Consider the following 23,931-nt stretch of genomic DNA (forward strand, 5'->3'; position numbering starts at 1 on the left):
AGATCACCCCCGCACTCACCCGAGGAGGCTCCGATGACGGTTGCCACGGACCCCAACCCCGCATTCGCCGGTTACGCTCACCCCGAGCGCCTGGTCTCGACACAGTGGCTCTCCGCGCACCTGGGAACGCCGGGTCTGCGCGTGGTGGAATCGGACGAGGACGTCCTGCTCTACGACGTGGGCCACATCCCCGGCGCGGTGAAGGTGGACTGGCACCTCGACCTCAACGATCCGGTCACCCGTGACTATGTCGATGGCCGAGCGTTCGCAGAGCTGATGTCGCGCAAGGGCATCGCCCGCACCGACACCATCGTGATCTACGGCGACAAGAGCAACTGGTGGGCCGCCTACGCGCTGTGGGTGTTCACCCTCTTCGGCCATCAGGACGTGCGCCTGTTGGACGGGGGCCGCGATGCGTGGCTCGCCGAGGGCCGGGAGACCACGTTGGACGTGCCTGCGTATCCGCGCACCGACTACCCCGTGATAGACCGGGACGACTCGTCGATCCGGGCGTTCAAGGACGACGTACTCGCCCACATCGGCACCGGTCCGCTGGTCGATGTGCGCTCACCGGCCGAGTACACGGGCGAGCGCACCCACATGCCGGACTACCCGGACGAGGGCGCGTTGCGCGGCGGGCACATCCCGTCCGCGGTGAGTATCCCGTGGGCGAAGGCGGCCGCCCCGGACGGCCGCTTCAAGTCGGCCGACGAGTTGCGCGAGGTGTACGCCGACGTCGACCCCGACTCGGCGGTGGTGGCCTACTGCCGGATCGGTGAGCGGTCGAGCCACACGTGGTTCGTCCTCACCCACCTCCTGGGGTACCCCACGGTGCGCAACTACGACGGGTCCTGGACCGAGTGGGGCAACGCGGTGCGCACCCCCATCGTCACGGGGTCCGCACCGGGCGCGCTCGGCGGATGAGTGCGCCGCTCCCCGCCGCGCTGGCGGAGATCGTCGACGATTTCGCCGCCGTCGACGGGCAGGACAAGATCACGATGCTGCTCGACTTCGCGAGCGAGTTGCCGCCGTTGCCCGAGCATCTCGAGGAATCGGCCATGGAGCCCGTCCCGGAATGCCAATCGCCATTGTTCCTGTCCGTCGACAGCACCGATCCCGGCGCCGTGCGGCTGTTCTTCAGCGCCCCCGCCGAGGCTCCGACCACGCGCGGGTTCGCCTCGATCCTGCATCAGGGCCTCGACGGACAGAGCGCGGCGACAATTCTTGCCGTTCCCGACGATTTCGCCCATTCGCTCGGACTCGAGTCCACTGTGAGCCCGCTTCGACTGCGCGGACTGACGGCCATGCTCTCGCGGGTCAAGAGAGCCCTGCATTCCTGAGCCGGAGCCAGTATTTGGCTACTCGCCAGTAAGGACGGCCCCTGTGCAGCCGAGGGGTCGGGAGGGCCCTACACTCCCATTCGAACTTCTCGGCACGGGCTCGACCGGTCACCGACATCGCAGCGGTCACCGACTCTCGATCCGGCCGACCCGTCGATGCACGAACGTCACGATCTACGAACCAGGAGGCTCCGTTGCCCAGTCATGCGAGCGCGCAGATCACCAAGGTCCTCGTCGCGAACCGCGGTGAGATTGCAGTCCGAGTGATCCGAGCAGCAGCCGATGCCGGGTACACGAGCGTGGCGGTCTACGCCGAACCGGATGCGGACGCTCCGCATGTGCGCCTCGCCGACGAGGCCTTCGCGCTCGGCGGCACCACCTCGGCCGAGTCGTACCTGGACTTCGACAAGATCCTGAGCGCCGCGGCGCGCTCGCACGCCGATGCGATCCACCCCGGGTACGGCTTCCTCTCCGAGAACGCCGATTTCGCTCAGGCCGTCATCGACGCCGGGTTGATCTGGATCGGCCCGTCACCGCAGTCCATCCGCGACCTCGGCGACAAGGTCACCGCGCGCCATATCGCCACCCGCGCCAAGGCGCCGGCAGTGCCCGGCACCGCCGAGCCGGTCAAGGATGCGGACGAGATCCTCGCCTTCGCCGACGAGTTCGGTCTGCCCATCGCCATCAAGGCCGCCTTCGGCGGTGGTGGCCGCGGCATGAAGGTCGCGCGCACCCGCGAGGAGATCCCCGAGCTCTTCGACTCCGCCACCCGTGAGGCCGTGGCCGCGTTCGGTCGCGGCGAGTGCTTCGTCGAGCGGTACCTCGACAAGCCACGCCACGTCGAGGCTCAGGTGATCGCCGATCAGCACGGCAACGTGGTGGTCGCGGGCACCCGTGACTGCTCCCTGCAGCGCCGGTTCCAGAAGCTCGTGGAGGAGGCGCCCGCACCGTTCCTCACCGAGGCCCAGCGAGCCGAGATCCACGCCTCCGCCAAGGCCATCTGCCGCGAGGCCGGCTACTACGGCGCCGGCACTGTCGAATACCTCGTGGGCCAGGACGGCCTGGTCTCGTTCCTCGAGGTCAACACCCGCCTGCAGGTCGAGCATCCGGTCACCGAGGAGACCTCGGGTATCGACCTGGTGCTCCAGCAGTTCCGCATCGCCAACGGCGAACCGCTCTCCATCACCGAGGACCCCGCACCGCGCGGACATTCCTTCGAGTTCCGCATCAACGGCGAGGACGCCGGACGCGGCTTCCTGCCCGCACCCGGTCCGGTGACCACCTTCGTCGCGCCCAGCGGACCCGGCGTGCGCGTGGATTCCGGCGTCGAGAGCGGCAGCGTGATCGGCGGCCAGTTCGACTCCATGCTCGCCAAGCTCATCGTCACCGGCGCAACCCGCGAGGAGGCTCTCGCCCGCTCGCGGCGGGCTCTCGCCGAGTTCGACGTGCAGGGCCTTGCAACGGTGATCCCGTTCCACCGCGCCGTGGTCTCCGACCCCGCGTTCATCGGCGACGGCTCGTCGTTCCAGGTGCACACGCGCTGGATCGAGACCGAGTGGAACAACACCGTCGAGCCCTTCACCGCACCCGGGACCATCGATGACGACGATGTGGCGCCGCGCCAGTCGGTCGTCGTGGAGGTCGGCGGACGGCGGGTCGAGGTGTCTCTGCCGGGCTCGTTCTCCCTGTCCTCGGGCGGCGGCGGCGCCGCCGACGGTGTGATCCGTCGTAAGCCCAAGCCGCGCAAGCGGGGCGCGGGTGCGGGCTCGGGCGCCTCCGGCGACTCGGTCACCGCACCCATGCAGGGCACGGTGGTGAAGGTGGCCGTGACCGAGGGCCAGGAGGTTGCCGAGGGCGACCTCATCGCCGTGCTCGAGGCCATGAAGATGGAGAACCCGGTCAACGCCCACAAGGCCGGCGTGGTCACCGGCCTGGCCGTCGAGGCGGGAGCCGCCATCACCCAGGGCACGGTGCTCGCCGAGATCAAGTAGCACCGTGGGCCCCGCGAGCGCACCGCGGCCCTACCGGGCCGCACTGTTCGACGTCTTCGGAACGGTCGTGGACTGGCGAGGCGGCATCGCCGACCAGGCAGCTGCCTGGTTCGCCCGCCATGGCCGTCCCGGCGTCGACGGCGGAGCCTTCGCCGATCGCTGGCGGGCGCGGTACCAGCCCTCGATGGAGCCCGTACGGACCGGTGCCCGGCCGTTCACACGACTCGACGTCCTGCACCGGGAATCGCTGACAGCTCTGCTCGCCGAGGACGGCGTGGACGCGACCGACGCGGCGATCGACGAGCTGAACCTCGCCTGGCACCGATTGCCGCCCTGGCCCGACTCGGTCGCCGGGATCGCTCGTATACGCACGTCGATGATCGTCGCTCCACTCTCGAACGGGAACATCTCCCTGTTGCTGGACATGGCCCGGGGAGCGTCACTGCCCTGGGACACTATCCTCGGTGCCGAGGTTGCCAGGGCCTACAAGCCGTCCGCGGAGTCGTATCTGCGTACCGCCGACGTCCTCGGCCTCGAGCCGGCACAGTGCCTGATGGTGGCGTGCCACAACTCCGATCTCGCGGCTGCGCGGGCGAGCGGGTTGGCCACGGCCTTCGTCTCGAGGCCCCTCGAGTACGGCGAGGGTGGCTCACCGGACACCGATCCGTCGGAACCGACGTCTGACTGGGACATCGTCGCGTCCGACATCGGCGACCTCGCCGATCAGCTCGCCCCGCAGGCCTGACAGCTCAGCACTCGGCGCCGGTCAACGATCGTAGAAGGTCTGCAGCACGATCGTGCTGCGAGTGTTGACGTTCGCCGTGCTTCGGATCAGGTGCAGCAGTCGCTCGAGGTCACGCGGACCGGTGACCCGCACCATCAGCACATAGCTCTCGTCGCCCGCCACCGAGTGGCACGCCTCGATCTCGGGGATGTGCCGCAGTCGCTCGGGGGCGTCGTCCGGCGCCGCCGGGTCCAGCGGGGTGATTGCGACGAACGCCGAGAGCGGACGTCCCAGCACCTCGGGATCGACGCGGGCCCGGTACCCGGTGATGACGCCCTTGGTCTCGAGTCGGCGAACCCGCGACTGCACGGCCGAGACCGACAATCCGGCCTTGTCCGCCAGGGCGGCGAGGGTGGCGCGCCCGTCGGCGACGAGCTCGTCGACCAGCACGCGATCGATCGGATCGAGGGGATCGGGCACGGGGAAACCTTAGCGGCTGCCGTGACGGTGCGCCGTCAGACGAACAGCGGTGGCAGGGCGAGAACCATGATCGACGACCACGTCACGTGGGTGAGGATCGGCGCCAGGATCCCGCCGGACGCGCGGCGCTCGAGTCCGAGGACGGCGCCGAGGAAGGCCGCGGCGAACGCCAGCATCGGGTTGCCCGAGGCGAGTGTGGCGATCACGTACACGATCGTCGAGATCAACACCGGTCTGCGCCGCCCGATCGCAGCGAACAGTGCACCGCGGAAGAACACCTCCTCGGCAACACCGTTGATCAGGGTGATGAACACGATCAGCCACAATGGCCCGAATCGCGCGTGCACCAGCACGTTCTCGACGAAGTCGCGTAACGGCGGGATCAGCCGAACCACCAACGCTCCCGCAACGAAAACCGATCCGACGCTCAGCCCGACCACGATGGGAGTGACGATGGGCCTGCGCAGGTGGCCGCGAAAGTTGATCCTGCCCAGATGCAGGGGGCCCGAGACGAGTCCACCGACGGTCCACACCAGCGCAAGGGCGATGGTCAGTACGTAGAAGCGCGAGTCGCCCGGATCGGTGGACAGCGAGAATCCCAACAGGGTCGCGCCCAGGGCCAGCACGACCGCCACGATGATGCGCCGACGCCAGAATGCCCGATCGGTTTCGCTGTGATCGCGATCGACCTTGTCCACCAGGGCAGATCGGACGAGGGCCTCCGCTCGCTCACGCATCGTCGTCAACGAAGTCTCCTCTTGGGCTCATGAACCGAGGTTACGGGTGGTAGAACGGAGGTCACCATGGAGACCATCGGAGCGGACACGCTCATCGGCGACGCCGCAGCGGACACGCTCATCGGCGACGCCGCAGCGGACACGCTCATCGGCGACGCCGCAGCGGACACGCTCATCGGCGACGCTGCGACGCGTGCGGCAGACGGCCACCGGAGGGTGTCCGAGCCCATTCCTTCCCGGCCGATCCCGGCCCACACTCTCGATCGCAGACCCGCCCGCCCGCCGGCGCCGGTGCGAGCGCGGTCGATCCTGGCGATCCCCACACCGTCCGATCTGGTCGCCGTCGCGCGGGGGGTGGTGAACTTCGCCGTGGACTCGGTGACCCTGGTGGCGTCGCTGCCCACCCGTGTCGAGGCAATGTTCGCACAGATCGAAGACCTGATCACCGCTGTCGAGACCCTGCTGGCGCGGGTGGCGGAGGTCACCGAGGATGCCGGTGCGGTGGTTCTGCAGGTGGAGTCGACGGCTGGACGGGCAACCGTGCTCATCGGCGACATCGAACCGATCGCCGAGAAGGCGATCCCCCTGGGCAAGGACTTCGTGGACAACATCTCCAACGAGGAACTGCTCGCGGCCGTCAAGATGGTCGACTACCTGCCCGAGCTGCTCCAACGCATGGACGCCCTCGTCCCGATCCTCGCCCAACTCGATTCGGTGGCCCCGGAGCTGCACCAGCTGCTCAACGTCACCAAGGACGTCCGGCGCGCGGTGATCGGCATCCCCGGTTTCCGGTTCTTCCGCAACCGCGGCGATCAGATTCTCGACGAACGCTGAGCTGATCGTGTGTCCACACTGCAACCCGACGCGGTACTGAGCCGCTTCTCCCCGTTCACCCGAGAATGGTTCGACGGTGCCTTCACCGCCCCCACCCCCGCCCAGCTGGGCGCGTGGGACGCCATCTCGAGCGGCGCTCACACCCTGGTCGTGGCTCCCACCGGTTCGGGCAAGACCCTCTCCGCGTTCCTGTGGGCTCTCGACCGCCTCGCCTCCCGCACCTCCCCGGCCCCGACAGACGACGACGCCGCCGACGGCGCGCGCGGCACCCGCGTGCTCTACGTCTCGCCGCTCAAGGCCCTCGCGGTGGATGTGGAACGGAACCTGCGCGCCCCGCTGGTGGGCATCACCGCGACCGCGGTGCGGCACGGACACCCCGCCCCGGACATCACCGTCGGCGTGCGCTCGGGTGACACCACACCCGCGGCGCGGCGCGCCCTGGTCGCGACGCCTCCCGACATCCTCATCACCACCCCGGAGTCGCTGTTCCTGATGCTCACCTCCGCTGCGCGGGAGTCGCTCGCACAGGTGGACACCGTCATCGTCGACGAGGTGCACGCCGTGGCCGGCACCAAACGCGGTGCGCACCTGGCACTGTCGCTCGAGCGCCTCGACCGCGGGCTCGCACGTCCGGCGCAGCGGATCGGGCTCTCGGCCACGGTGCGACCACACGAGGAGGTGGGCCGATTCCTGGCAGGGTCCGCACCGATCCGCATCGTCTCACCTGCGTCGAGAAAGACCTTCGACCTGTCGGTGCGTGTGCCGGTGGCGGACATGACAGACCTCGGCACCGCCGACACCGGCGAGGGCGACACCTCGTTCGCTCCGTCGCAGGGCTCGATCTGGCCGCACGTGGAGGAGCAGATCGTGGATCTGATCCTCGATCACCGCTCATCGATCGTGTTCGCCAACTCCCGACGCCTGTCCGAGCGCCTCACCGCACGCCTGAACGAGGTGTACGCCGAGCGCACCGCCGCCGACGCCTCGCCCGAGTCCACCGAGAACCCGGAGCTGCTCGCCCGCGCCCACCACGGCAGCGTCAGCAAGGACCAGCGCGCCCTGATCGAGGACGACCTGAAGTCCGGTCGACTCCGCTGCGTGGTCGCCACCAGCAGCCTCGAGCTCGGGATCGACATGGGCGCAGTGGATCTGGTGGTGCAGGTGGAAGCGCCACCCTCGGTGGCCAGCGGTCTGCAGCGAGTGGGCCGCGCCGGCCATCAGGTGGGCGAGATCTCGCGTGGGGTGCTCTTCCCCAAGCACCGCACGGACCTGATCCACTGCGCGGTCACCGTTCACCGCATGACCAGCGGTCACATCGAGGCCCTGCACGTGACCACCAACCCTCTCGACATCCTCGCGCAGCAGACCGTGGCGGCGTGTGCGCTCGAACCCATCGACGTCGAGGAGTGGTTCGACAGCGTGAGGCGCACGGGCAATTTCGCGACCCTCCCACGCTCGGCGTACGAGTCCACGCTGGACCTGCTGGCCGGACGGTACCCGTCCGACGAGTTCGCAGAGCTCCGTCCACGATTGGTGTGGGATCGCGATGCCGGCACTCTCACCGGTCGTCCCGGTGCGCAGCGCCTGGCCGTCACCTCCGGTGGGGCGATCCCCGATCGCGGACTGTTCACCGTGTTCATGGTGGGCGAGAAGTCCACGCGTGTCGGTGAACTCGACGAAGAGATGGTGTACGAGTCGCGCGTGGGCGATGTGTTCGCCCTGGGCGCCACCAGCTGGCGCATCGAGGAGATCACCCACGACCGGGTGATGGTGAGCCCGGCTTTCGGCCAGCCCGGCAAGCTCCCGTACTGGCACGGCGACGGGCTGGGCAGGCCGGCGGAGCTGGGCGAGGCGTTGGGGGCGTTCCTGCGCGAGTCCGCCGATGCCGACACCCTCGCCGCCGCGATGACCGAGGCCGGCCTCGACGACAACGCACGCACCAATCTCGTTGCGCTGCTCGATGATCAGCGCGCGGCCACCGGCAACCTCCCCACCGATCGCACGCTGGTGGTCGAACGATTCCGCGACGAACTCGGCGACTGGCGCCTGGTGCTGCACTCACCGTACGGGCGCGGGGTGCACGCCCCGTGGGCGCTGGCCATCGGCGCCCGCCTGATCGAGCGATTCGGCGTCGACTCCTCCCCCACCGCCTCCGACGACGGCATCATCGTGCGCCTGCCCGACACCGACGACGCCCCGCCCGGCGCCGAGCTGTTCGTCTTCGACGCCGACGAGATCGGCGCCGTGGTCACCGAGGAGGTGGGTGGCTCGGCGCTGTTCGCGTCCCGCTTCCGCGAGTGCGCGGCCCGGGCACTGCTGTTGCCGCGGCGGAACCCCGGCAAACGCGCCCCCCTGTGGCAGCAGCGCCAGCGCTCGGCACAGTTGCTCGACGTGGCGCGTAAGTTCCCCACCTTCCCGATCCTGCTCGAGACGGTGCGCGAGTGCCTGCAGGACGTGTACGACCTGCCGGCCCTCGAGGACCTGTGCCGGCGCATCGCCCGCCGACAGATACGGGTGATCGACGTCGAGACCGCCTCGCCGTCGCCGTTCGCGTCGTCCTTGCTGTTCTCCTACGTCGGCCAGTTCATGTACGAGGGCGACTCGCCGCTGGCCGAGCGTCGCGCCGCGGCCCTGTCGCTGGATGCGTCGCTGCTGGCCGAACTGCTCGGGCGCGTGGAGCTGCGGGAACTGCTCGATGCCGACGTGGTGCGCGACACCGAGCGTGAACTCCAGCGACTGACCGACTCGCGCCGCGCCCGTGACGTCGAGGGCGTGGCCGATCTGCTGCGGCTGTTGGGACCGCTCACCGACGACGAGCTCGCTGCCCGAACGATTCCCGACGGCGACTGCCGGTCGTGGGCCCAGAAGCTGGTCGAGGCGCGTCGGGCCTTGCGGGTGAGCTTCGGCGGCCGACAGTGGTGGGTGGCCATCGAGGATGCCAGTCGACTGCGCGACGCCCTCGGTGTGCCGCTGCCGATCGGGACACCCGCGGCGTTCATCGAGCCGGTTCCCGATCCCCTGGGCGATCTGGTGGCGCGGTACGCGCGCACCCACGGACCGTTCACGGCGCCAGAACCGGCCGAGCGCTTCGGCGTGGGAACCGCCGTGGTGACCGAGGTGCTCTCGCGCCTCGCCGTCGACAAGCGAGTGGTCGAGGGTGAGTTCCGTCCCGGCGGCACCGGCAGTGAGTGGTGCGACAGCGAAGTGCTGCGGCGACTGCGTCGGCGCTCCCTGGCGGCTGCACGCGCCGATGTGGAGCCGGTCGCGACGGCAACCCTGGGCGCTTTCCTACCCCGCTGGCAGCACGTGGGCGGGACGCTGCGCGGGGTCGACGGCGTGGCCGCCGTGGTGGAACAGCTTGCGGGCGTACCCGTTCCGGCGTCTGCGTGGGAGTCGCTGATCCTGCCCTCGCGGGTGCGTGACTACTCCCCCGCGATGCTCGACGAGCTCACCGCCGCCGGGGAGGTGCTCTGGTCCGGGCACGGGTCGATCTCCACCAAGGACGGCTGGGTGTGCCTGCACACCGCCGACGCCGCTGCGGTGACGCTCGCCGCCCCCACCGACATCGAACTCACCGAGACTCAGCAGCGTGTTCTCGACGCGCTGGGCGGCGGCGGTGCGTACTTCTTCCGCCAACTCAGCGACACCGTCGGTGCCCTCGACGACACCGCCACCATCGCGGCGGTGTGGGATCTGGTGTGGGCCGGGTATCTCACCAACGACACCTTCGCCCCGCTGCGCGCTCTCCTGCACGGCACGACCCGCGCCGCCCCCGCCCATCGGCCCGTACGCCGCACCCCGCGCAGTCGGTCGTACCGGAGATTCGACCGGCCCGCCCTGCCCACCCGCACCGGGCCACCCACCGCGGCCGGACGGTGGGCCGCGCTGCCGCCGCTCGAACCCGACCCCACGGTGCGCGCGCATGCCACCGCCGACATCCTGCTCGAGCGATACGGGGTTCTCACCCGCGGCGCGGTGATGAACGAGGGTGTACCGGGCGGGTTCGGCGGCGTGTACAAGGTGCTCACCTCGTTCGAGGACTCCGGACGCGCTCGACGCGGCTACTTCGTCGACTCGCTCGGTGGCGCCCAGTTCTCCACCTCGGACGTGGTGGATCGGCTCCGCGCCGAGGACGAGAAACTCCGCGACGAGAAGACCCTGACGGCCGTCGCCCTCGCCGCCACCGACCCCGCCAATCCGTACGGCGCGGCGCTGCCGTGGCCGAAGGGACCCGACGCAGGGTCCGGGCACCGGCCCGGGCGCAAGGCCGGCGCCCTCGTGGTTCTGGTGAACGGCGAGATCGTGCTGTTCGTCGAACGCGGCGGCAAGTCTCTGCTGACCTTCACCACCGATCACGATCGGGTGATGTGCGCGGCGCAGGCCCTGGCATCGCTGGTGGCCGACCGCGCGGTGGACCGCCTACTGATCGAGCGCGCCGACGGTGATGACATCCACGCCAGCGCCCTCACACCGATCCTCACGGAGGCGGGCTTCTCGGCCACCCCGCGCGGACTGCGGATACGGAGCTGACATGCCCGAGGGCGACACCGTCTGGCGCTCCGGCACCGTGCTGCGCGAGGCGCTGGTGGGACGAGAATTGATCACGTGCGACGTGCGCGTTCCGCGGTACGCCACGGTGGACCTCTCCGGCGCTGTCGTGGACTCGGTGGATTCGGTGGGCAAACACCTGCTGATCCGTGCCGGTGGCAAGGTGATCCACTCCCACCTGAAGATGGAGGGGGCGTGGCACGTGTATCGGCCGGGCGCCCGGTGGCGTCGCCCCGCCTTCCAGGCGCGCATCGTTCTCGAGAACAGCGAGCGCTCGGCCATCGGTTTCGAACTCGGCGAACTGGACATCGTCGACAGCGACGAGGAGGCCGTCGGCTACCTGGGACCGGACCTGCTCGGCAGAACATGGGACGCCGAGCGGGCGGCGCAGAACTTGGCATCACAGCCGGATCGGCCGATCGGGCTCGCCCTGCTCGACCAACGCAACCTCGCCGGACTAGGCAATGTCTATCGCAACGAGGTGTGCTACCTGCGGGGGGTGCGGCCCACCACCGCGGTCGGCGCCGCCGGGGACATGCACGGGGTGGTCGACGTCGCGCACCGGGTCATCCACGCGAACAAGCACCGCAACCAACGCTCGTTCACCGGTGACCTACGACCGGGACGCCAGTTCTGGGTGTACGGCCGCGAGCGCAAACCCTGTCATCGCTGCGGCACGGTCGTGATGGCCGGCAGCCTCGGTGACTCCGCGACCACCGAACGCAACATCTTCTGGTGCCCGAGCTGCCAGCGCTGACCCACGAGACCGGCGCTACGTCCCCGTGACCGGCTCGAGGATCTCCTGACGCGCTTCGGGGGCCGCTGCGCGCAGGGCATCGGCGGACCGGTCGTCGGGCTGAGTCTGTGACTGCACCTCCGCCTCCACCCTGGCCCGGTAGGTGGAGACCTCCCGGTCGATGTCGGCCGACGACCACCCCAGCACCGGGGCCATCAACTGCGCCACCTCCTCGGCGCACGCCACACCGCGGTGCGCGTACTCGATGGAGATGCGGGTGCGGCGGGCCAGGACGTCCTCGAGATGCAGTGCACCCTCCGCGGCGACGCCGTAGACCGCCTCCACTCGCAGGTAGGCCGGTGCGTCGGTGATCGGCTTCAGCAGATCGGGATCCTCGGCCGCCAGGGAGAGCACCTCGTCGATGAGCGAGCCGTACCGGTCGAGCAGATGCGTCACCCGATGCGGATGGAGCCCGTACTTGCGACCGTAGTGCGCCGCCTGGTTGAGCAGCGCGAAGTACCCGTCGGCGCCCACCAGGGGCACCCTCTCGGTGATCGACGGTGCCACGCGACCCGGGATATCCTCCGCCGCAACATCTATCGCGTCCTCACCCATCACCCGATAGGTGGTGTACTTGCCACCGGCGATGGCCACCAGGCCGGGGGCGACACGGGCCACCGCGTGCTCACGCGAGAGCTTCGAGGTCTCGTCGCTCTCGCCGGCCAGCAGCGGTCGCAGACCGGCGTACACGCCGTCGATGTCGTCGTGCGTCAGCGGGGTCACGAGCACCGAATTGACGTGGCCGAGAATGTAATCGATGTCCGCGCGGGTAGCCGCCGGGTGCGCCAGATCGAGGTTCCAGTCGGTGTCGGTGGTCCCGATGATCCAGTGACTGCCCCATGGGATGACGAACAGCACCGACTTCTCGGTGCGCAGGATGATCGCCGCCTCGCTGACGATGCGGTCACGCGGCACCACGATGTGCACACCCTTGGAGGCGCGTACCCGGAACCGGCCGCGCTGGCGCGAGAGTGCCTGGATCTCGTCGGTCCACACCCCGGTGGCGTTGACCACCACGTGGCCGCGGATCTCGGTGGTGGCGCCGGTCTCCGAATCACGCACCTGCACACCCGAGACTCGATCGGCCTCGCGCAGCAGACCCACCACCTGCGTCGACGTGCGCACCACGGCGCCGTAGTGGGCTGCGGTGCGCGCGACGGTCATCGTGTGGCGAGCATCGTCCACCACCGTGTCGTAGTAGCGAATCCCGCCGATCATCGACGACCGCTTGAGTCCCGGCGCCATGCGCAGAGCACCTGCTCGGGTCAGATGTTTCTGTCCCGGAACGGATTTGGCGCCACCCATGGTGTCGTAGAGAAAGATGCCCGCACCGATGTAGGGCCGCTCCCACACGCGATGGGTCAGCGGGAAGAGAAACTTCAGCGGCTTGACCAGGTGCGGAGCCAGAGTCGACAGTGAGAGCTCACGTTCGCGCAGCGCCTCCTTGACCAACCCGAACTCCAGCTGTTCGAGGTAGCGCAACCCACCGTGAAACATCTTCGAGGACCGACTGGACGTGCCCGACGCGTAGTCGCGAGCCTCCACCAGGGCCACTCGTAGTCCGCGCGTGGCGGCGTCGAGGGCGGCACCGGCCCCCACCACGCCACCACCGATGACGATCACGTCGAAGGTGCCGTCACCGAACTCCTGCCAGGCCCGCTCGCGCTGCTGCGGTCCGAGAAACGTGGACGTCGATCTGTTACCCAACATCTGTGCCCTCCTCACCGACCACGCTACGGGACCGCGATATCAGCCCAGGTCGTCGTGCCGCATCAACTGACGGGCGGCCTCGGTCACCGACCCGCTCAGCGACGGGTACACCGAGAATGTGGCCGCGAGATCGTTGACCGTCAAGTTGTTCTGCACTGCGATGGCGATGGGCAGGATCAGCTCCGACGCGGTCGGCGCGACCACCACACCGCCGATCACCACACCGGTGGCGGGGCGACAGAACACCTTGACGAAACCACGCCGCAGACCGGACATCTTGGCGCGCGGGTTGGTGGCCAACGGCAACATGACGGTGCGCGCCGGAATCTGGCCGTCGTCGATCGCCGCCTGGCTCACCCCGACGGTGGCGATCTCGGGTCGCGTGAACACCGCCGACGCCACCGTCTTGAGCTTGATCGGACTCACACCCTCACCGAGCGCGTGATACATCGCGATACGCCCCTGCATCGCCGCCACCGAGGCCAGCGGCAGTAGCCCCGTGCAGTCGCCCGCGGCGTAGATGCCCTGCACCGGTGTGCGTGAGACCCGGTCGACGCGCAGGTAGCCGCCGCTGTCGAGTTCGATGCCCACGGTCTCGAGTCCCAGGCCCGACGTGTTGGGCACCGACCCCACCGTCATGAGTGCGTGACTGCCGATCACCTCTCGACCGTCGGAGAGCAGCACCACCACCCCGTCGTCGGTGCGCTGCACCTTGTCCGCGCGCGCGTGCTTGATCAGCGTCACCCCGCGCTCGGCGAGGACGTCCTCGAGCACCAACGCGGCGTCGGCGTCCTCACCGGGCAGAACGCGGTCCCGGCTCGAGACCACGGTGACCTTGACGCCCATCTCGGTGTAGGCGGAGACGAACTCGGCACCCGTCACACCGGAGCCCACGACAACCAGGTGGGTGGGCAACGCATCGAGGTCGTAGAGCTGACGCCAGGTCAACACCCGCTCACCGTCGGGCTCGGCACCGGGCACCACCCGCGGGCTCGCGCCGGTGGCGATCAGCACCACCTCGGCGTCGAACTCTCGTACCTGCCCGTCGGCGAGAGTGGCCGCAACCTTGTGGGCGGCGAGCCCTGGCTGGGTGTCGACGAGCTCGGCCCGTCCGGACAGCACGCTCACCCCCACCGTCTGCAGGCGCGCTCGAATATCCGACGACTGCGCCTGGGCGAGAGCTTTGACGCGCGCGTGAATCTGCGGAAGGTCCACCCGACCGTCGTCGCTGTCGAGGTTGATGCCCAGGTCCGCGGCTCGGCGCATGTCGGTGCGCACGCCGGTGGAGGCGATGAAGGTCTTCGACGGCACACAGTCCCACAGCACGCAGGCACCGCCGACTCCGTCGCTGTCGATCACCGTCACGGCGCCGCCGTGCTGCGCGGCGACGAGGGCGGCCTCGTAACCTGCCGGTCCACCGCCGATGATCACGATCCGGGTCATGGAACCTCCGTGTTTGCGAACTCAGGGGCGCGCCGAGAGCGGACGACGGCGCCGAAGGCGGACGTCTGCGCCGACGGCCGACGTCACCGCTCCCACGCTATTGCACCCACCGCCCCTCCCGCACTCCGGCGGACGGTCCTCGGCGTGACCGAACGGCCGAACACGGTTTAGGCTCAGCGCCGTGCCGATCTATGCCGCCTACGGTTCGAACATGCATCCCGAGCAGATGCTGACCCGGTGCCCCCACTCCCCGGTGGCAGGTACCGGGTGGCTGCACGGGTGGCGTCTGACCTTCGGCGGGGGCGATATCGGCTGGGAGGGCGCACTGGCCACCGTGGTCGAGGATCCCGCGTCGAAGGTGTTCGTGGTGCTCTACGACGTCCCACCCGAGGACGAGGCGAGCCTGGATCGGTGGGAAGGCTCGGAGCTGGGCATCCACCGCAAGATTCGTCTGCGCGTCGACACCGACGACGGTGGGGTTCTGGCCTGGCTGTACGTACTCGATGCCTACGAGGGCGGACTGCCCTCGGCCCGATACCTCGGCGTGATGGCCGAGGCGGCGGAGATCGCCGGGGCACCCGCGGACTACGTGCGCGACCTGCGCACTCGCAACAGCCTCAACGTCGGGCCCGGCCCGGCGAGCTGATCGGTCCGCTCACAACCCCAGCGCGATACCGACCATCGTCCGCACGCCGACGGCGAGCGCTCGCTCGTCGAGGTCGAACGTGGGCGCATGGATATCGAGCCGAGGTCCGATGCCCGACCACACGCCCAGACGCGCCATTGCGCCGGGCACCTGCTCGAGATACCAGGAGAAGTCCTCGCCCCCACCGGACTGCGCAGTGGCGGCCAGAGCCTCGGGATCCATCGCTCGGACTGCCGATTCGATTCTGCGAGTTGCCTTCTCGTCGTTGACCACCGGCGGCACCCCGCGGCGATAGTCCACCTCCACGCTCACTCCGGTGGGCGCGACGAGCGCGGGCACGATCTCGTGCACGAGCGGTTCGAGCAGCGCCCAGGTGTCGTGGTCGCCGGTGCGGACGGTGCCGGTCAGCATCCCCTTCTGCGGAATCGCATTGGGGGCCTGCCCGGCCACCACCGCACCCCACACCATCACGGTGCTGGTCCGTGGGTCGACTCGCCGCGAGAGCATCCCGGGTAGCCCGGTGATCACCGTGCCGACGGCGTGCACCAGGTCCGAGGTCAGGTGTGGCCGCGAGGTGTGCCCGCCCGGCGAGGCGAACCGCAGTTCGACGGTGTCCGCGGCGGAGGTGATCGCCCCCACCCGGACACCGACACGACCTACCTCGAGGCGGGGGTCGCAGTGCAGGGCGAAGATCGAACTCACGGTCTCGAGCGCTCCGAGGGCCACCATGTCGCGCGCACCCCCGGGCATGACCTCCTCGGCCGGCTGGAAGATCAGGCGAACCCCGACGGGCAGGGCGTCCAGTCCCGCGAGCACCAGCCCGGTCGCGAGCAGGATCGCAGTGTGCGCGTCGTGCCCGCACGCGTGCGAGACCCCCGGCACGGTCGAGGAGTACTCGGCACCGGTGATCTCACCGAGGGGCAGCGCATCCATGTCGGCCCGCAACGCGATCCGCGGACCTGCCGGACCGACATCGCACACGACGCCGGTGCCGGACGGCATCACACGTGGGTGCAGACCCGCCGCGGTGAGGCGCTCGGCCACGAACGCGGTGGTGGCGAACTCGTGCCGGGACAGCTCGGGGTGTGCGTGAATGTGCCGACGCCACGCGATGAGCTCGTCCCCGTGGGCTGCGAGCCACCCGTCCGCCGGGTTCATCGACGACCTGTCGTCTGTGATGCGCGCCGATCGAGGCCCCCGAGCAGCCGCGCGCGCTGGTCCGGATCGGCGGCCGCCGCCCGCACCACCGTCGCCAGCGCGATCGCCCCGTCGAGCACCGCACGGTCGGCGGAGGCGGTGACGCAGGCCGCCGCGAACGCCGGCTGGTGAGTGACGGCACCACCGGAATCGAGACCGATCACCGGGTGGATCGAGGGGAGCACCGCACTGACGTTGCCCATGTCGGTGCTTCCCAGTGGACGCAACGCCTCCTCCCCGGCGGTGGGGAGGTCGCGGCCCAATGATGTGGCGACCTCGCGATACGCCTGCACCAGCCACGGATCGGGAGTCAACTCCAGATAGGTGGGCGAGACGGTGGCGATCTCGTGTGAGCAGCCGGTGGCCACCGCACCCGCCTCGAAGCAGGCACCGACTCGACGGGTGAGGTCCTCGAGCGACTCGGCGCTGCTCGCGCGCAGGTAGTAGAACATCTCGGCGAAGCCCGGCACGATGTTCGGCGCCGCCCCTCCGGTGCCGACGATGCCGTGCACCTGCTGATCGGGTCGCATGTGCTGGCGGCCCAACCCGACCGCGACCTGCGCGATGGTCGCGGCGTCGGCGGCGTTGACACCCCACTCCGGAGCCGCGGAGGCATGGGCTTCTCGTCCGGTGTACCGCACGGCGATGTCGGACAGGGCCAACGAGCGCGGCCCGGCCAGGTCGAACGGGCCGGGATGCACCATCACGGCGGCGGCGACACCGTCGAAGATCCCCCGCTCGAGCATGAGCACCTTGCCACCGCCGGCCTCCTCGGCCGGGGTCCCGAACACCGCCACCGTGATGCCGAGTTCGTCCGCGAGCGGCGCGAGCGCCAGCCCGGCCCCGACGGCCGACGCGGCGATGATGTTGTGCCCGCACGCGTGGCCGATCTCGGGCAGGGCGTCGTATTCCGCGAACACCGCCACGGTGAGCTCACCGGATCCGTACCGGGCCGCGAAGGCGGTCGGGAGATCGGCGATACCGCGCGTGACCTCGAACCCACTGGCGGCCAGCATGTCCGCGGTGGCACCCGCGGCGAAGCGCTCCTCGAACGCCAGTTCCGGACGCGCGTGGATGGCGTGCGAGAGGTCTGTGAGGTCGGGCCCGGCGGCCTGCACGGCAGCGGTGACACGCGGATCCGGGATCATCGTCCGCCGGGTGGGAGCACGAAGTGGTCTCCGTGGCGTTCGAGTGCGGACATTGACGCGATGATACTCGGCGGCAACGATCTCGCTTCACTACGCTCGGAGGCCGTGACCATCACCGATCCCACGTCCACGGCAGCCGAAGCCGCCGCCGCACTCGCCGACGCCACGGGGGTGCCCGAGCATCCCGTCGCCGTGGTGCTGGGCTCCGGGTGGCAGCGCGCCGCCGAGCAGTTCGGAACCCCCGATCACGTGGTTCCCATGGCCTCGCTGCCCGGCTTCGCCGTCCCGTCCGCTCTCGGCCACGCCAACTCGATGTGGTCGGTGACCGTCGAGGGCGTGCCGGTGCTGATTCTGCTCGGACGCATCCACGCCTACGAGGGCCACGACCTCTCGCGCGTGGTCCACCCGGTCCGAACCGCGTGCGCGGCGGGAGCGCGCACGGTGGTGCTCACCAACGCCGCCGGCGGCATCAGAGAGGGCATGAGCGTCGGTGACCCCGTGCTGATCAGCGACCACCTCAACCTCACCGCACGGTCACCACTGGTGGGCGCTCAGTTCGTCGATCTCGTCGACGCGTACTCGGCGGACCTGCGGGCGGCGGCGCGCAGCATCGACCCCTCGCTCACCGACGGCGTCTACGCGGGCCTTCCGGGACCGCACTACGAGACACCCGCCGAAATTCGCATGCTGCGCACGCTGGGCGCCGACCTGGTCGGAATGTCCACCGTGCACGAGACCATCGCCGCGCGCGCCGCGGGCGCGCGGGTGCTCGGCATCTCGCTGGTGACCAATCTTGCGGCGGGCATGACCGGTGCGCACCTCGACGCCGACGAGGTGATCGCCGCGGGTGCCGCGTCCGCCGAGCGCATGGGCACCCTCCTGCGCCGGGTGGTTCCGCTGCTGTGACCAGACTCGACGCTGCCTCGGTCGAGCAGTCCGTGGCGGACTGGATCGCGGGGGATCCCGATCCGGCGACCCGCGCCGAGCTGGCCGCACTGCCCGCCGCCGAGGCGGCGAGTCGCATGCGCGAGCCGTTGACCTTCGGCACCGCCGGGCTCCGCGGCCCGGTGCGGGCGGGACCGTCCGGGATGAACGTGGCCGTGGTGATCCGCACCACCGCTGCCCTGGCGACCTACCTGACCCGCGCATGTCTCGGGGGGTCGACGGTGGTGGTGGGCCGAGATGGCCGAACCGGCTCCGAGGAGTTCGCGCGCGCGGCCGCGGAGGTGTTGGCGGCGGCGGGTTTCGACGTATTCCTGCTCCCCCGACCGCTGCCGACCCCGATCGTCGCGTTCGCCGTGCGAGCGCGCGCCGCCGCGGCGGGCGTGCAGATCACCGCGTCCCACAACCCGGCCGCCGACAACGGGTACAAGCTCTACCTGGCCGGCGGCACGCAGCTGATCTCCCCCGCGGACCGTGAGATCGAAGCCCTGATCGCCCGCGTCGGGCCGGCGGCGGCCGTCCCCCGATCACCGGTCGCACCGACCGACGACGCGCTGGTCGAGGCCTACCTCGACCGGGTGGCGAGCCTGCCGCGCACCCCCGCGGCGGCGCGCTCGACGCGGATCGCGCTGACCGCGATGCACGGGGTGGGCGGGGCGCTCGCCGTCGACGCGCTGCGCCGGGCCGGGTTCACCGACGTGGTCACGGTGGCCGAGCAGTTCGACCCCGATCCCCGATTCCCGACGGTGCCGTTCCCCAACCCTGAGGAGCCGGGCGCGACGGACCTGCTGATCGCCGCGGCCGAACGCGCGGACGCGGACCTCGCGATCGCATTGGACCCCGACGCCGACCGGTGCGCGGTCGGCATTCGCCGCGACGGCGAGTGGGCGATGCTCACCGGCGACCAGACCGGCGCCCTGATCGCGCAGTACGTCCTGGCCACCACAGACTCGCCCGATCCGCTGGTCGCCACGACGCTGGTGTCCTCGACGCTGCTCGGATCACTGGCAGCTGCCCGCGGGGCCCGCTACGCGCGCACACTCACCGGCTTCAAGTGGCTGGCACGCGCGGGCGAGGGGTTGGTGTACGCCTACGAGGAGGCCATCGGCCACTGTGTGGACCCGACGGCCGTGCGGGACAAGGACGGGATCTCCGCCGCGATCGTGCTCGCCGATCTCGCGGCCGCACTGGCGGCCGAGACCCGCACGCCCGCAGACGTTCTCGACGATCTGGCCGTCGAGTTCGGCCTACACCTGGGCACCCAGGTGTCACTGCGGGTGGAGTCCGTCCCCGAGATCGCGGACATGATGGCGAGGTTACGGGCGGCGCCGCCGCCGACCCTCGCGGGACGTGCGGTCTCGGTCACCGACCATCTGCTCACCCGCGAAGCGATGCGCACCGACGCCCTGGAGATGACCACCGAGGGTGCACGCATCGTGGTCCGCCCGTCGGGTACCGAACCGAAGCTCAAGGCCTACCTCGAGGTGGTGGTTCCCGTCGCCGATCGCGGCGACCTGCCGCGGGCCCGACGGGTGGCCACCGACCTGCTCGAGCAGCTGGCCGATTTCGCCCGATCGCTGCCGACCTACCGGGGACCGAACTGACGATCGCCGGCATCGCCGAGGCCCGGCACGATGTAGGCGTCGTCGTTGAGGCCGTCGTCGACCGCCGCGGTGATCAGCCGAACCGGCAGGCCCGAGTTCTCCAGGGCAGCAATACCTTCCGGTGCAGCGACCACACAGATGGCGGTGACATCGTCCGCTCCGCGGGCCACGAGCAGCTCGATGGTGTGCACCATCGAACCCCCGGTCGCCAGCATGGGATCGAGCACGAACACCGGATGGCCGGCCAGGTCCTCGGGCAGGGACTCCATGTAGGGCACGGGCTGATGCGTCTGCTCGTCGCGGGCGATGCCCACGAATCCCATGCGCGCCTGCGGGATCATCGCGCTCGCCTTCTCCACCATGCCCAGACCGGCGCGCAGCACCGGCACCAGTAGCGGCGGGGCGGCCAGCGCGACACCCGTTGTCGGGCCCACCGGGGTGGTGATGGGGAATCGGGTGATCGGCGCGTCGCGCACGGCCTCGTAGACCAGCATCTGCGTCAGCTGCCGCAGCGCCGATCGGAATGCCGCGTTGTCGCTGCGCTCGTCTCGCATGATCGTCAACAACGCCGAGGCCAGAGGATGTTCGATCACCCGTGAATCCATGTCCGCCAGCGTAGGCGGAACCGATCGGCGCCGGGGTGCGTCCAACTCACACAGAGCAGGAAACGAGAAGGGGGCGGTTATGACGGGGGTCGGGGCGAGTACGACCGGGATCGGGGCGAATGCCGTTCGAGCCGACGGGGACGTAGCGCGCGCCGTGGCGGCGCAGGTGACCGACACGGCGCAGCTGGTGGCCACCGCGGCGACCACCGCGCCGGTGGCGCATGCCGCGCTCGCGGTGTCGATGGGTCCCGTCGGCGCCGCATTCGCCGCCGCGTTCATCGCGGCGGTCGATCGCCACGGCGCCGCCACTGCGGACCTGGCCCGGCGGTTCGCCGACGCCGGATCGGCCACCGCGGCCGCGCACCGCTCGTACCACGAGGGTGAGCGGGCGGCAGCGGCGGCACTGCGGGGAGCGTGGCGATGATCGACCTGCTGGCCGCTCCCCTCGAAGCCCTGCTCGCCGAGATCGGCAGCGGCGCGGTGGCACTCGACGGCTCCGGTCGTGGCGGTGTGCTGCAGGAGAGCGCCACCATCGTCGAGCGAGGCATGGCCGATCTGGCGGCGGTGTGGGCCGGACCGAGTGCGCGCGCCGCGGCAGCTCTGCTGGACGCGGGAGTACGCACGGCCGTGACCCTGGCCGAACACGCCGACGACCTCGACCGCATCCTCGCCGCTGCCTGCGCGGACGTGGCCTCGGCGAACACCGACCTGGTCGGCATACTCGACTCGTTCCTGACCTGGGCCGCCGCCGCGGGACCGGTACTGCTCACCCCGGCGGGTTTCTCCGCCGCCGTCGCGGTCGCCGCCGAGCACATCGGACGCGGGTGGGCGGTGATCGAGCGAACCGCACACAAGCTCGAGGCACACATCAAGGAGCTCGAAGCGATCGTCCCGCACCGCGATCCGCCCACGCTCCCCCCGCTGTCCCGGTCACCCCAACTGCCGGACACCGGCGCCGGAGCACCGGCCGCGCCCGCCCTGTCGGTGACGCTCCCCGACGGGAGCACCGCCACCGCACCGACACCCGCCGCGGCCGACGCCGTGCGCTTCGCGCTCACCCAGCAGGGCGTGCCGTACGTGTGGGGCGGCACCACGCCGGGAGTCGGCCTCGACTGCAGCGGCCTGACCCAGTCCGCATACGCCACGGCGGGGGTGGACATTCCACGCCTGGCGGCCGATCAGGAGGTCGGCTCACCGGTCGAGGAGTCGGCGGTGATGCCCGGTGACCTGGCGGTGTGGGACGGGCACGTGGCCATGGTGGTGGGCAACGGCATGCTCATCGAGGCGGGCGACCCGGTGTCGATATCACCGATTCGGACCACCAACTCGGGCATGAACTTCCACGGCTTCTTCAGGCCCACGCAGTGACGGCATCGCCCGTGCGCCTCACCCTCGGACCGTCGCACGAGATCGCCGAACTCGAGATCGACCGACACGAGATGCGCTACGGCGGTGATGCCCTCGCCGGCACCATCATCGACCTGCACGCGCGGGCGTTCGCCGCCGCGCAGCGTGAACGCGAGCGCGAGTTCGCCGAGCTGGGCGTGCCCAACTGGTTCCGCACACCGGGCCGCCCGACCACACTCGACCCCGATGCGCCGGGTGCACATCTGCTCGGCGGGATGCGCGCCTTCCTCGACACAGCGGCCGCCGCCACCGGTACCGGCACCGCAGACCTCGCCGGGGGTCGTGTTCGGGCGATCGTCTCGGTGTACGGCGATCTGCTGGAGTTGTCACTGCCCGCCGCACTGCGAACGATCGCCCCTGCGCTCCTGTGCGCGGCGATCGTCGAGGCCTGCGCCCGAGCCACGGACGACGCCGCCGGAGCTCTCGCCGCCGCACGGGACGAACTGCGCCGATCACTGACCGGCGGCTGAGATAGGCTCGCGGCCATGGCTGGAGACATCGTCCCGATCGAAGTGGGCGTGACCGCGGGGGACCTGGTCACACTGTGGGCGCCCCAGTGGCGTGAGGGCGACGACGAGTGGGAGGCGTTCCTCGGCCGCGACGAGGACCTGTTCGGGTTCGCCTCCGTCGCGGACATGGTCGGGTTCATCCGGACCGACACCGACAACGATCTCCTCGATCACCCGTCGTGGCGCGTGGTCGTGGCGTTGTCCGCCGCCCAGTTCGAGCCGGACGAGGACCGTCGGTTCGACTTCGTCGGCATCCCCGAGTTGGCTGCCGGCGCCCCTGACGACGACACCGTCGCCGAACTGGGTCGCTCGCTGGAGATGGCGCGGACCATCGGCGAGGTCTGCGAGCTCGAGGCCGTCACCAAGTTCTTCAACTCCAATCCGGTGCTCGGGGTTCTCTCGCGCGGCGCGGAAACCTTCTCCGGCCGCGACGGCAAGCAGCTGTGGGACCGCGTCGGCTCGGTGCTGTCGAAGAAGTGGGACGCGGTGCTCGATGCCATCGACACCGTCATCACCACCCCCGACGTCGATTCCGACGCCGTTGCCGTGGCCGAGGCCGAGATACTCGCCGCTGCGGACGCCGACGACGACGACGATCTGATCGACGAGGACGTGGTCGACTCGGACGAGGACGATCTGATCGACGAGGACGACGACGAAACGGACGAGGACGACGACGCGGACGACTCCGAGGAGGATGACGACGACACCGAGGCCGAGGAGTCCTTCTGGACCGCGGTGGGGGTGGACCCGGTGCGCATCATCACCTCCGACAACACCTACTACACCCTGCGCTGCTACCTCGACGACGATCCGGTGTTCCTCGGCAGCAACGGCGCGATCAGTGTGTTCACCTCCGAGCGTGCGCTCGCGCGCTACCTCGCCGACGAGCACGACCACGATCTTGCGGCAGTGAGCACCTACGACGACATCCGAAACGCCGCGGTGGACGGCTCGCTCGACATCGAGGTCACGGACGAGAACGTGTACGTGCTGCCCGGGCTCGCGGACGACATTGCGCGCGGACCCGATGCGGTCGACCCGGATCAGCTCGATCTGGCCGTCGAATTGTTCACCGACGCGGCGGAGTATGCCGACGACGAGTCGGTGGACGAGGCCCTGGCCACCTCGACGCCGCTGGGGTGGTTCGTCTCCTACGTGGTCGAGCCCACTGCCGGACGGCTTGCGCCCAGTGCGCCCTTCGACGCCGAAGCCGACGCGTGGCGTGCACTCGAGCGTGAGTTCGAGGCGCGGCTGCGCAGGCCGTGAC

At 70.1% G+C, this 23,931-nt stretch carries 21 protein-coding genes; 14 read left to right on the forward strand and 7 right to left on the reverse strand.

The features are described from left to right. Positions 1–33: 33 nt before the first annotated feature. The 4 genes from ACY48E_RS10165 (at position 34) to ACY48E_RS10180 (ending at position 4,076) form a co-directional block, all read left to right on the forward strand. Complete coding sequence (locus ACY48E_RS10165) at positions 34–924, forward strand: sulfurtransferase (RefSeq protein WP_462872029.1); 891 nt, start codon at positions 34–36, stop codon at positions 922–924. Continuing rightward, positions 921–1,340 carry a SufE family protein gene (locus ACY48E_RS10170; RefSeq protein WP_462872030.1) on the forward strand — a complete coding sequence of 140 codons (420 nt, stop codon included), beginning with the start codon at positions 921–923 and terminating at the stop codon, positions 1,338–1,340. Before ACY48E_RS10165 ends, ACY48E_RS10170 begins: the two co-directional genes overlap by 4 nt. Before the next feature lie 194 nt (positions 1,341–1,534). Then, positions 1,535–3,331 (forward strand): acetyl/propionyl/methylcrotonyl-CoA carboxylase subunit alpha, encoded by a 1,797-nt coding sequence (locus ACY48E_RS10175; RefSeq protein WP_462872031.1) that lies wholly within the window; start codon positions 1,535–1,537, stop codon positions 3,329–3,331. A gap of 4 nt (positions 3,332–3,335) precedes the next feature. After that, on the forward strand, positions 3,336–4,076 hold the full coding sequence (locus ACY48E_RS10180) for a haloacid dehalogenase type II (protein ID WP_462872032.1): 741 nt from the start codon (positions 3,336–3,338) through the stop codon (positions 4,074–4,076). A 21-nt stretch (positions 4,077–4,097) separates the two neighbouring features. On the opposite strand, the gene ACY48E_RS10185 is transcribed toward ACY48E_RS10180, so the two are convergent. Further along, entirely contained in the window at positions 4,098–4,535 is a 438-nt protein-coding gene (locus ACY48E_RS10185; RefSeq protein WP_462872033.1) for an Lrp/AsnC family transcriptional regulator, read from the reverse strand. 35 nt (positions 4,536–4,570) lie between these two features. Next, positions 4,571–5,272, reverse strand: coding sequence for a lysostaphin resistance A-like protein (locus ACY48E_RS10190; RefSeq protein ID WP_462872073.1), 702 nt, complete (start codon positions 5,270–5,272; stop codon positions 4,571–4,573). A 66-nt stretch (positions 5,273–5,338) separates the two neighbouring features. On the opposite strand from ACY48E_RS10190, the gene ACY48E_RS10195 reads away from it, so the two are divergent. Genes ACY48E_RS10195 through ACY48E_RS10205 form a run of 3 tightly spaced genes read left to right on the forward strand, consistent with a single transcriptional unit; the run spans position 5,339 to position 11,411 of the window. Continuing rightward, the gene (locus ACY48E_RS10195; RefSeq protein WP_462872034.1) at positions 5,339–6,106 is read left to right on the forward strand and encodes a hypothetical protein; all 768 of its coding nucleotides are present in this window, start codon (positions 5,339–5,341) and stop codon (positions 6,104–6,106) included. Between the two features lie 9 nt (positions 6,107–6,115). Further along, positions 6,116–10,636 (forward strand): ATP-dependent helicase, encoded by a 4,521-nt coding sequence (locus ACY48E_RS10200; RefSeq protein ID WP_462872035.1) that lies wholly within the window; start codon positions 6,116–6,118, stop codon positions 10,634–10,636. 1 nt (position 10,637) lies between these two features. Then, positions 10,638–11,411, forward strand: coding sequence for a DNA-formamidopyrimidine glycosylase family protein (locus ACY48E_RS10205; RefSeq protein WP_462872036.1), 774 nt, complete (start codon positions 10,638–10,640; stop codon positions 11,409–11,411). A 15-nt stretch (positions 11,412–11,426) separates the two neighbouring features. On the opposite strand, the gene ACY48E_RS10210 is transcribed toward ACY48E_RS10205, so the two are convergent. After that, positions 11,427–13,160 (reverse strand): glycerol-3-phosphate dehydrogenase/oxidase, encoded by a 1,734-nt coding sequence (locus ACY48E_RS10210; protein WP_462872037.1) that lies wholly within the window; start codon positions 13,158–13,160, stop codon positions 11,427–11,429. Between the two features lie 39 nt (positions 13,161–13,199). Next, the gene (locus ACY48E_RS10215; RefSeq protein ID WP_462872038.1) at positions 13,200–14,603 is read right to left on the reverse strand and encodes an NAD(P)H-quinone dehydrogenase; all 1,404 of its coding nucleotides are present in this window, start codon (positions 14,601–14,603) and stop codon (positions 13,200–13,202) included. A gap of 181 nt (positions 14,604–14,784) precedes the next feature. Here ACY48E_RS10215 and ACY48E_RS10220 point away from each other — a divergent pair, with 181 nt between their 5' ends. After that, complete coding sequence (locus ACY48E_RS10220) at positions 14,785–15,249, forward strand: gamma-glutamylcyclotransferase (RefSeq protein ID WP_462872039.1); 465 nt, start codon at positions 14,785–14,787, stop codon at positions 15,247–15,249. 9 nt (positions 15,250–15,258) lie between these two features. Here the strand turns inward: ACY48E_RS10220 and ACY48E_RS10225 are convergent, their stop codons facing one another. Both ACY48E_RS10225 and ACY48E_RS10230 read right to left on the reverse strand, forming a co-directional pair. Beyond that, positions 15,259–16,407 (reverse strand): M20 family metallopeptidase, encoded by a 1,149-nt coding sequence (locus tag ACY48E_RS10225; RefSeq protein ID WP_462872040.1) that lies wholly within the window; start codon positions 16,405–16,407, stop codon positions 15,259–15,261. After that, on the reverse strand, positions 16,404–17,594 hold the full coding sequence (locus ACY48E_RS10230) for a M20 family metallopeptidase (protein WP_462872041.1): 1,191 nt from the start codon (positions 17,592–17,594) through the stop codon (positions 16,404–16,406). Before ACY48E_RS10230 ends, ACY48E_RS10225 begins: the two co-directional genes overlap by 4 nt. A 60-nt stretch (positions 17,595–17,654) precedes the next feature. On the opposite strand from ACY48E_RS10230, the gene ACY48E_RS10235 reads away from it, so the two are divergent. Both ACY48E_RS10235 and ACY48E_RS10240 read left to right on the forward strand, forming a co-directional pair. Beyond that, positions 17,655–18,500 (forward strand): purine-nucleoside phosphorylase, encoded by an 846-nt coding sequence (locus ACY48E_RS10235; RefSeq protein WP_462872042.1) that lies wholly within the window; start codon positions 17,655–17,657, stop codon positions 18,498–18,500. A gap of 116 nt (positions 18,501–18,616) precedes the next feature. Then, positions 18,617–20,140 carry a phospho-sugar mutase gene (locus ACY48E_RS10240; protein ID WP_462872074.1) on the forward strand — a complete coding sequence of 508 codons (1,524 nt, stop codon included), beginning with the start codon at positions 18,617–18,619 and terminating at the stop codon, positions 20,138–20,140. On the opposite strand, the gene upp is transcribed toward ACY48E_RS10240, so the two are convergent. Beyond that, a complete protein-coding gene (upp, locus tag ACY48E_RS10245) occupies positions 20,122–20,745 on the reverse strand; it encodes a uracil phosphoribosyltransferase (RefSeq protein WP_462872043.1) in 624 nt (207 codons plus the stop codon). The genes ACY48E_RS10240 and upp overlap by 19 nt on opposite strands. 79 nt (positions 20,746–20,824) lie before the next feature. Between upp and ACY48E_RS10250 the strand changes: the two genes are divergently transcribed. The 4 genes from ACY48E_RS10250 to ACY48E_RS10265 are packed head-to-tail and all read left to right on the forward strand — an operon-like array spanning position 20,825 to position 23,930. Continuing rightward, complete coding sequence (locus ACY48E_RS10250) at positions 20,825–21,169, forward strand: hypothetical protein (protein WP_462872044.1); 345 nt, start codon at positions 20,825–20,827, stop codon at positions 21,167–21,169. After that, positions 21,166–22,113 (forward strand): C40 family peptidase, encoded by a 948-nt coding sequence (locus ACY48E_RS10255; protein WP_462872045.1) that lies wholly within the window; start codon positions 21,166–21,168, stop codon positions 22,111–22,113. The genes ACY48E_RS10250 and ACY48E_RS10255 overlap by 4 nt, the downstream gene beginning before the upstream one ends. Continuing rightward, complete coding sequence (locus tag ACY48E_RS10260) at positions 22,110–22,622, forward strand: hypothetical protein (RefSeq protein WP_462872046.1); 513 nt, start codon at positions 22,110–22,112, stop codon at positions 22,620–22,622. Before ACY48E_RS10255 ends, ACY48E_RS10260 begins: the two co-directional genes overlap by 4 nt. Before the next feature lie 15 nt (positions 22,623–22,637). Continuing rightward, complete coding sequence (locus ACY48E_RS10265) at positions 22,638–23,930, forward strand: primosomal protein (protein ID WP_462872047.1); 1,293 nt, start codon at positions 22,638–22,640, stop codon at positions 23,928–23,930. Position 23,931 lies beyond the last annotated feature (1 nt).

The sequence above is a fragment of the Rhodococcus sp. AZ1 genome, from assembly GCF_054979605.1.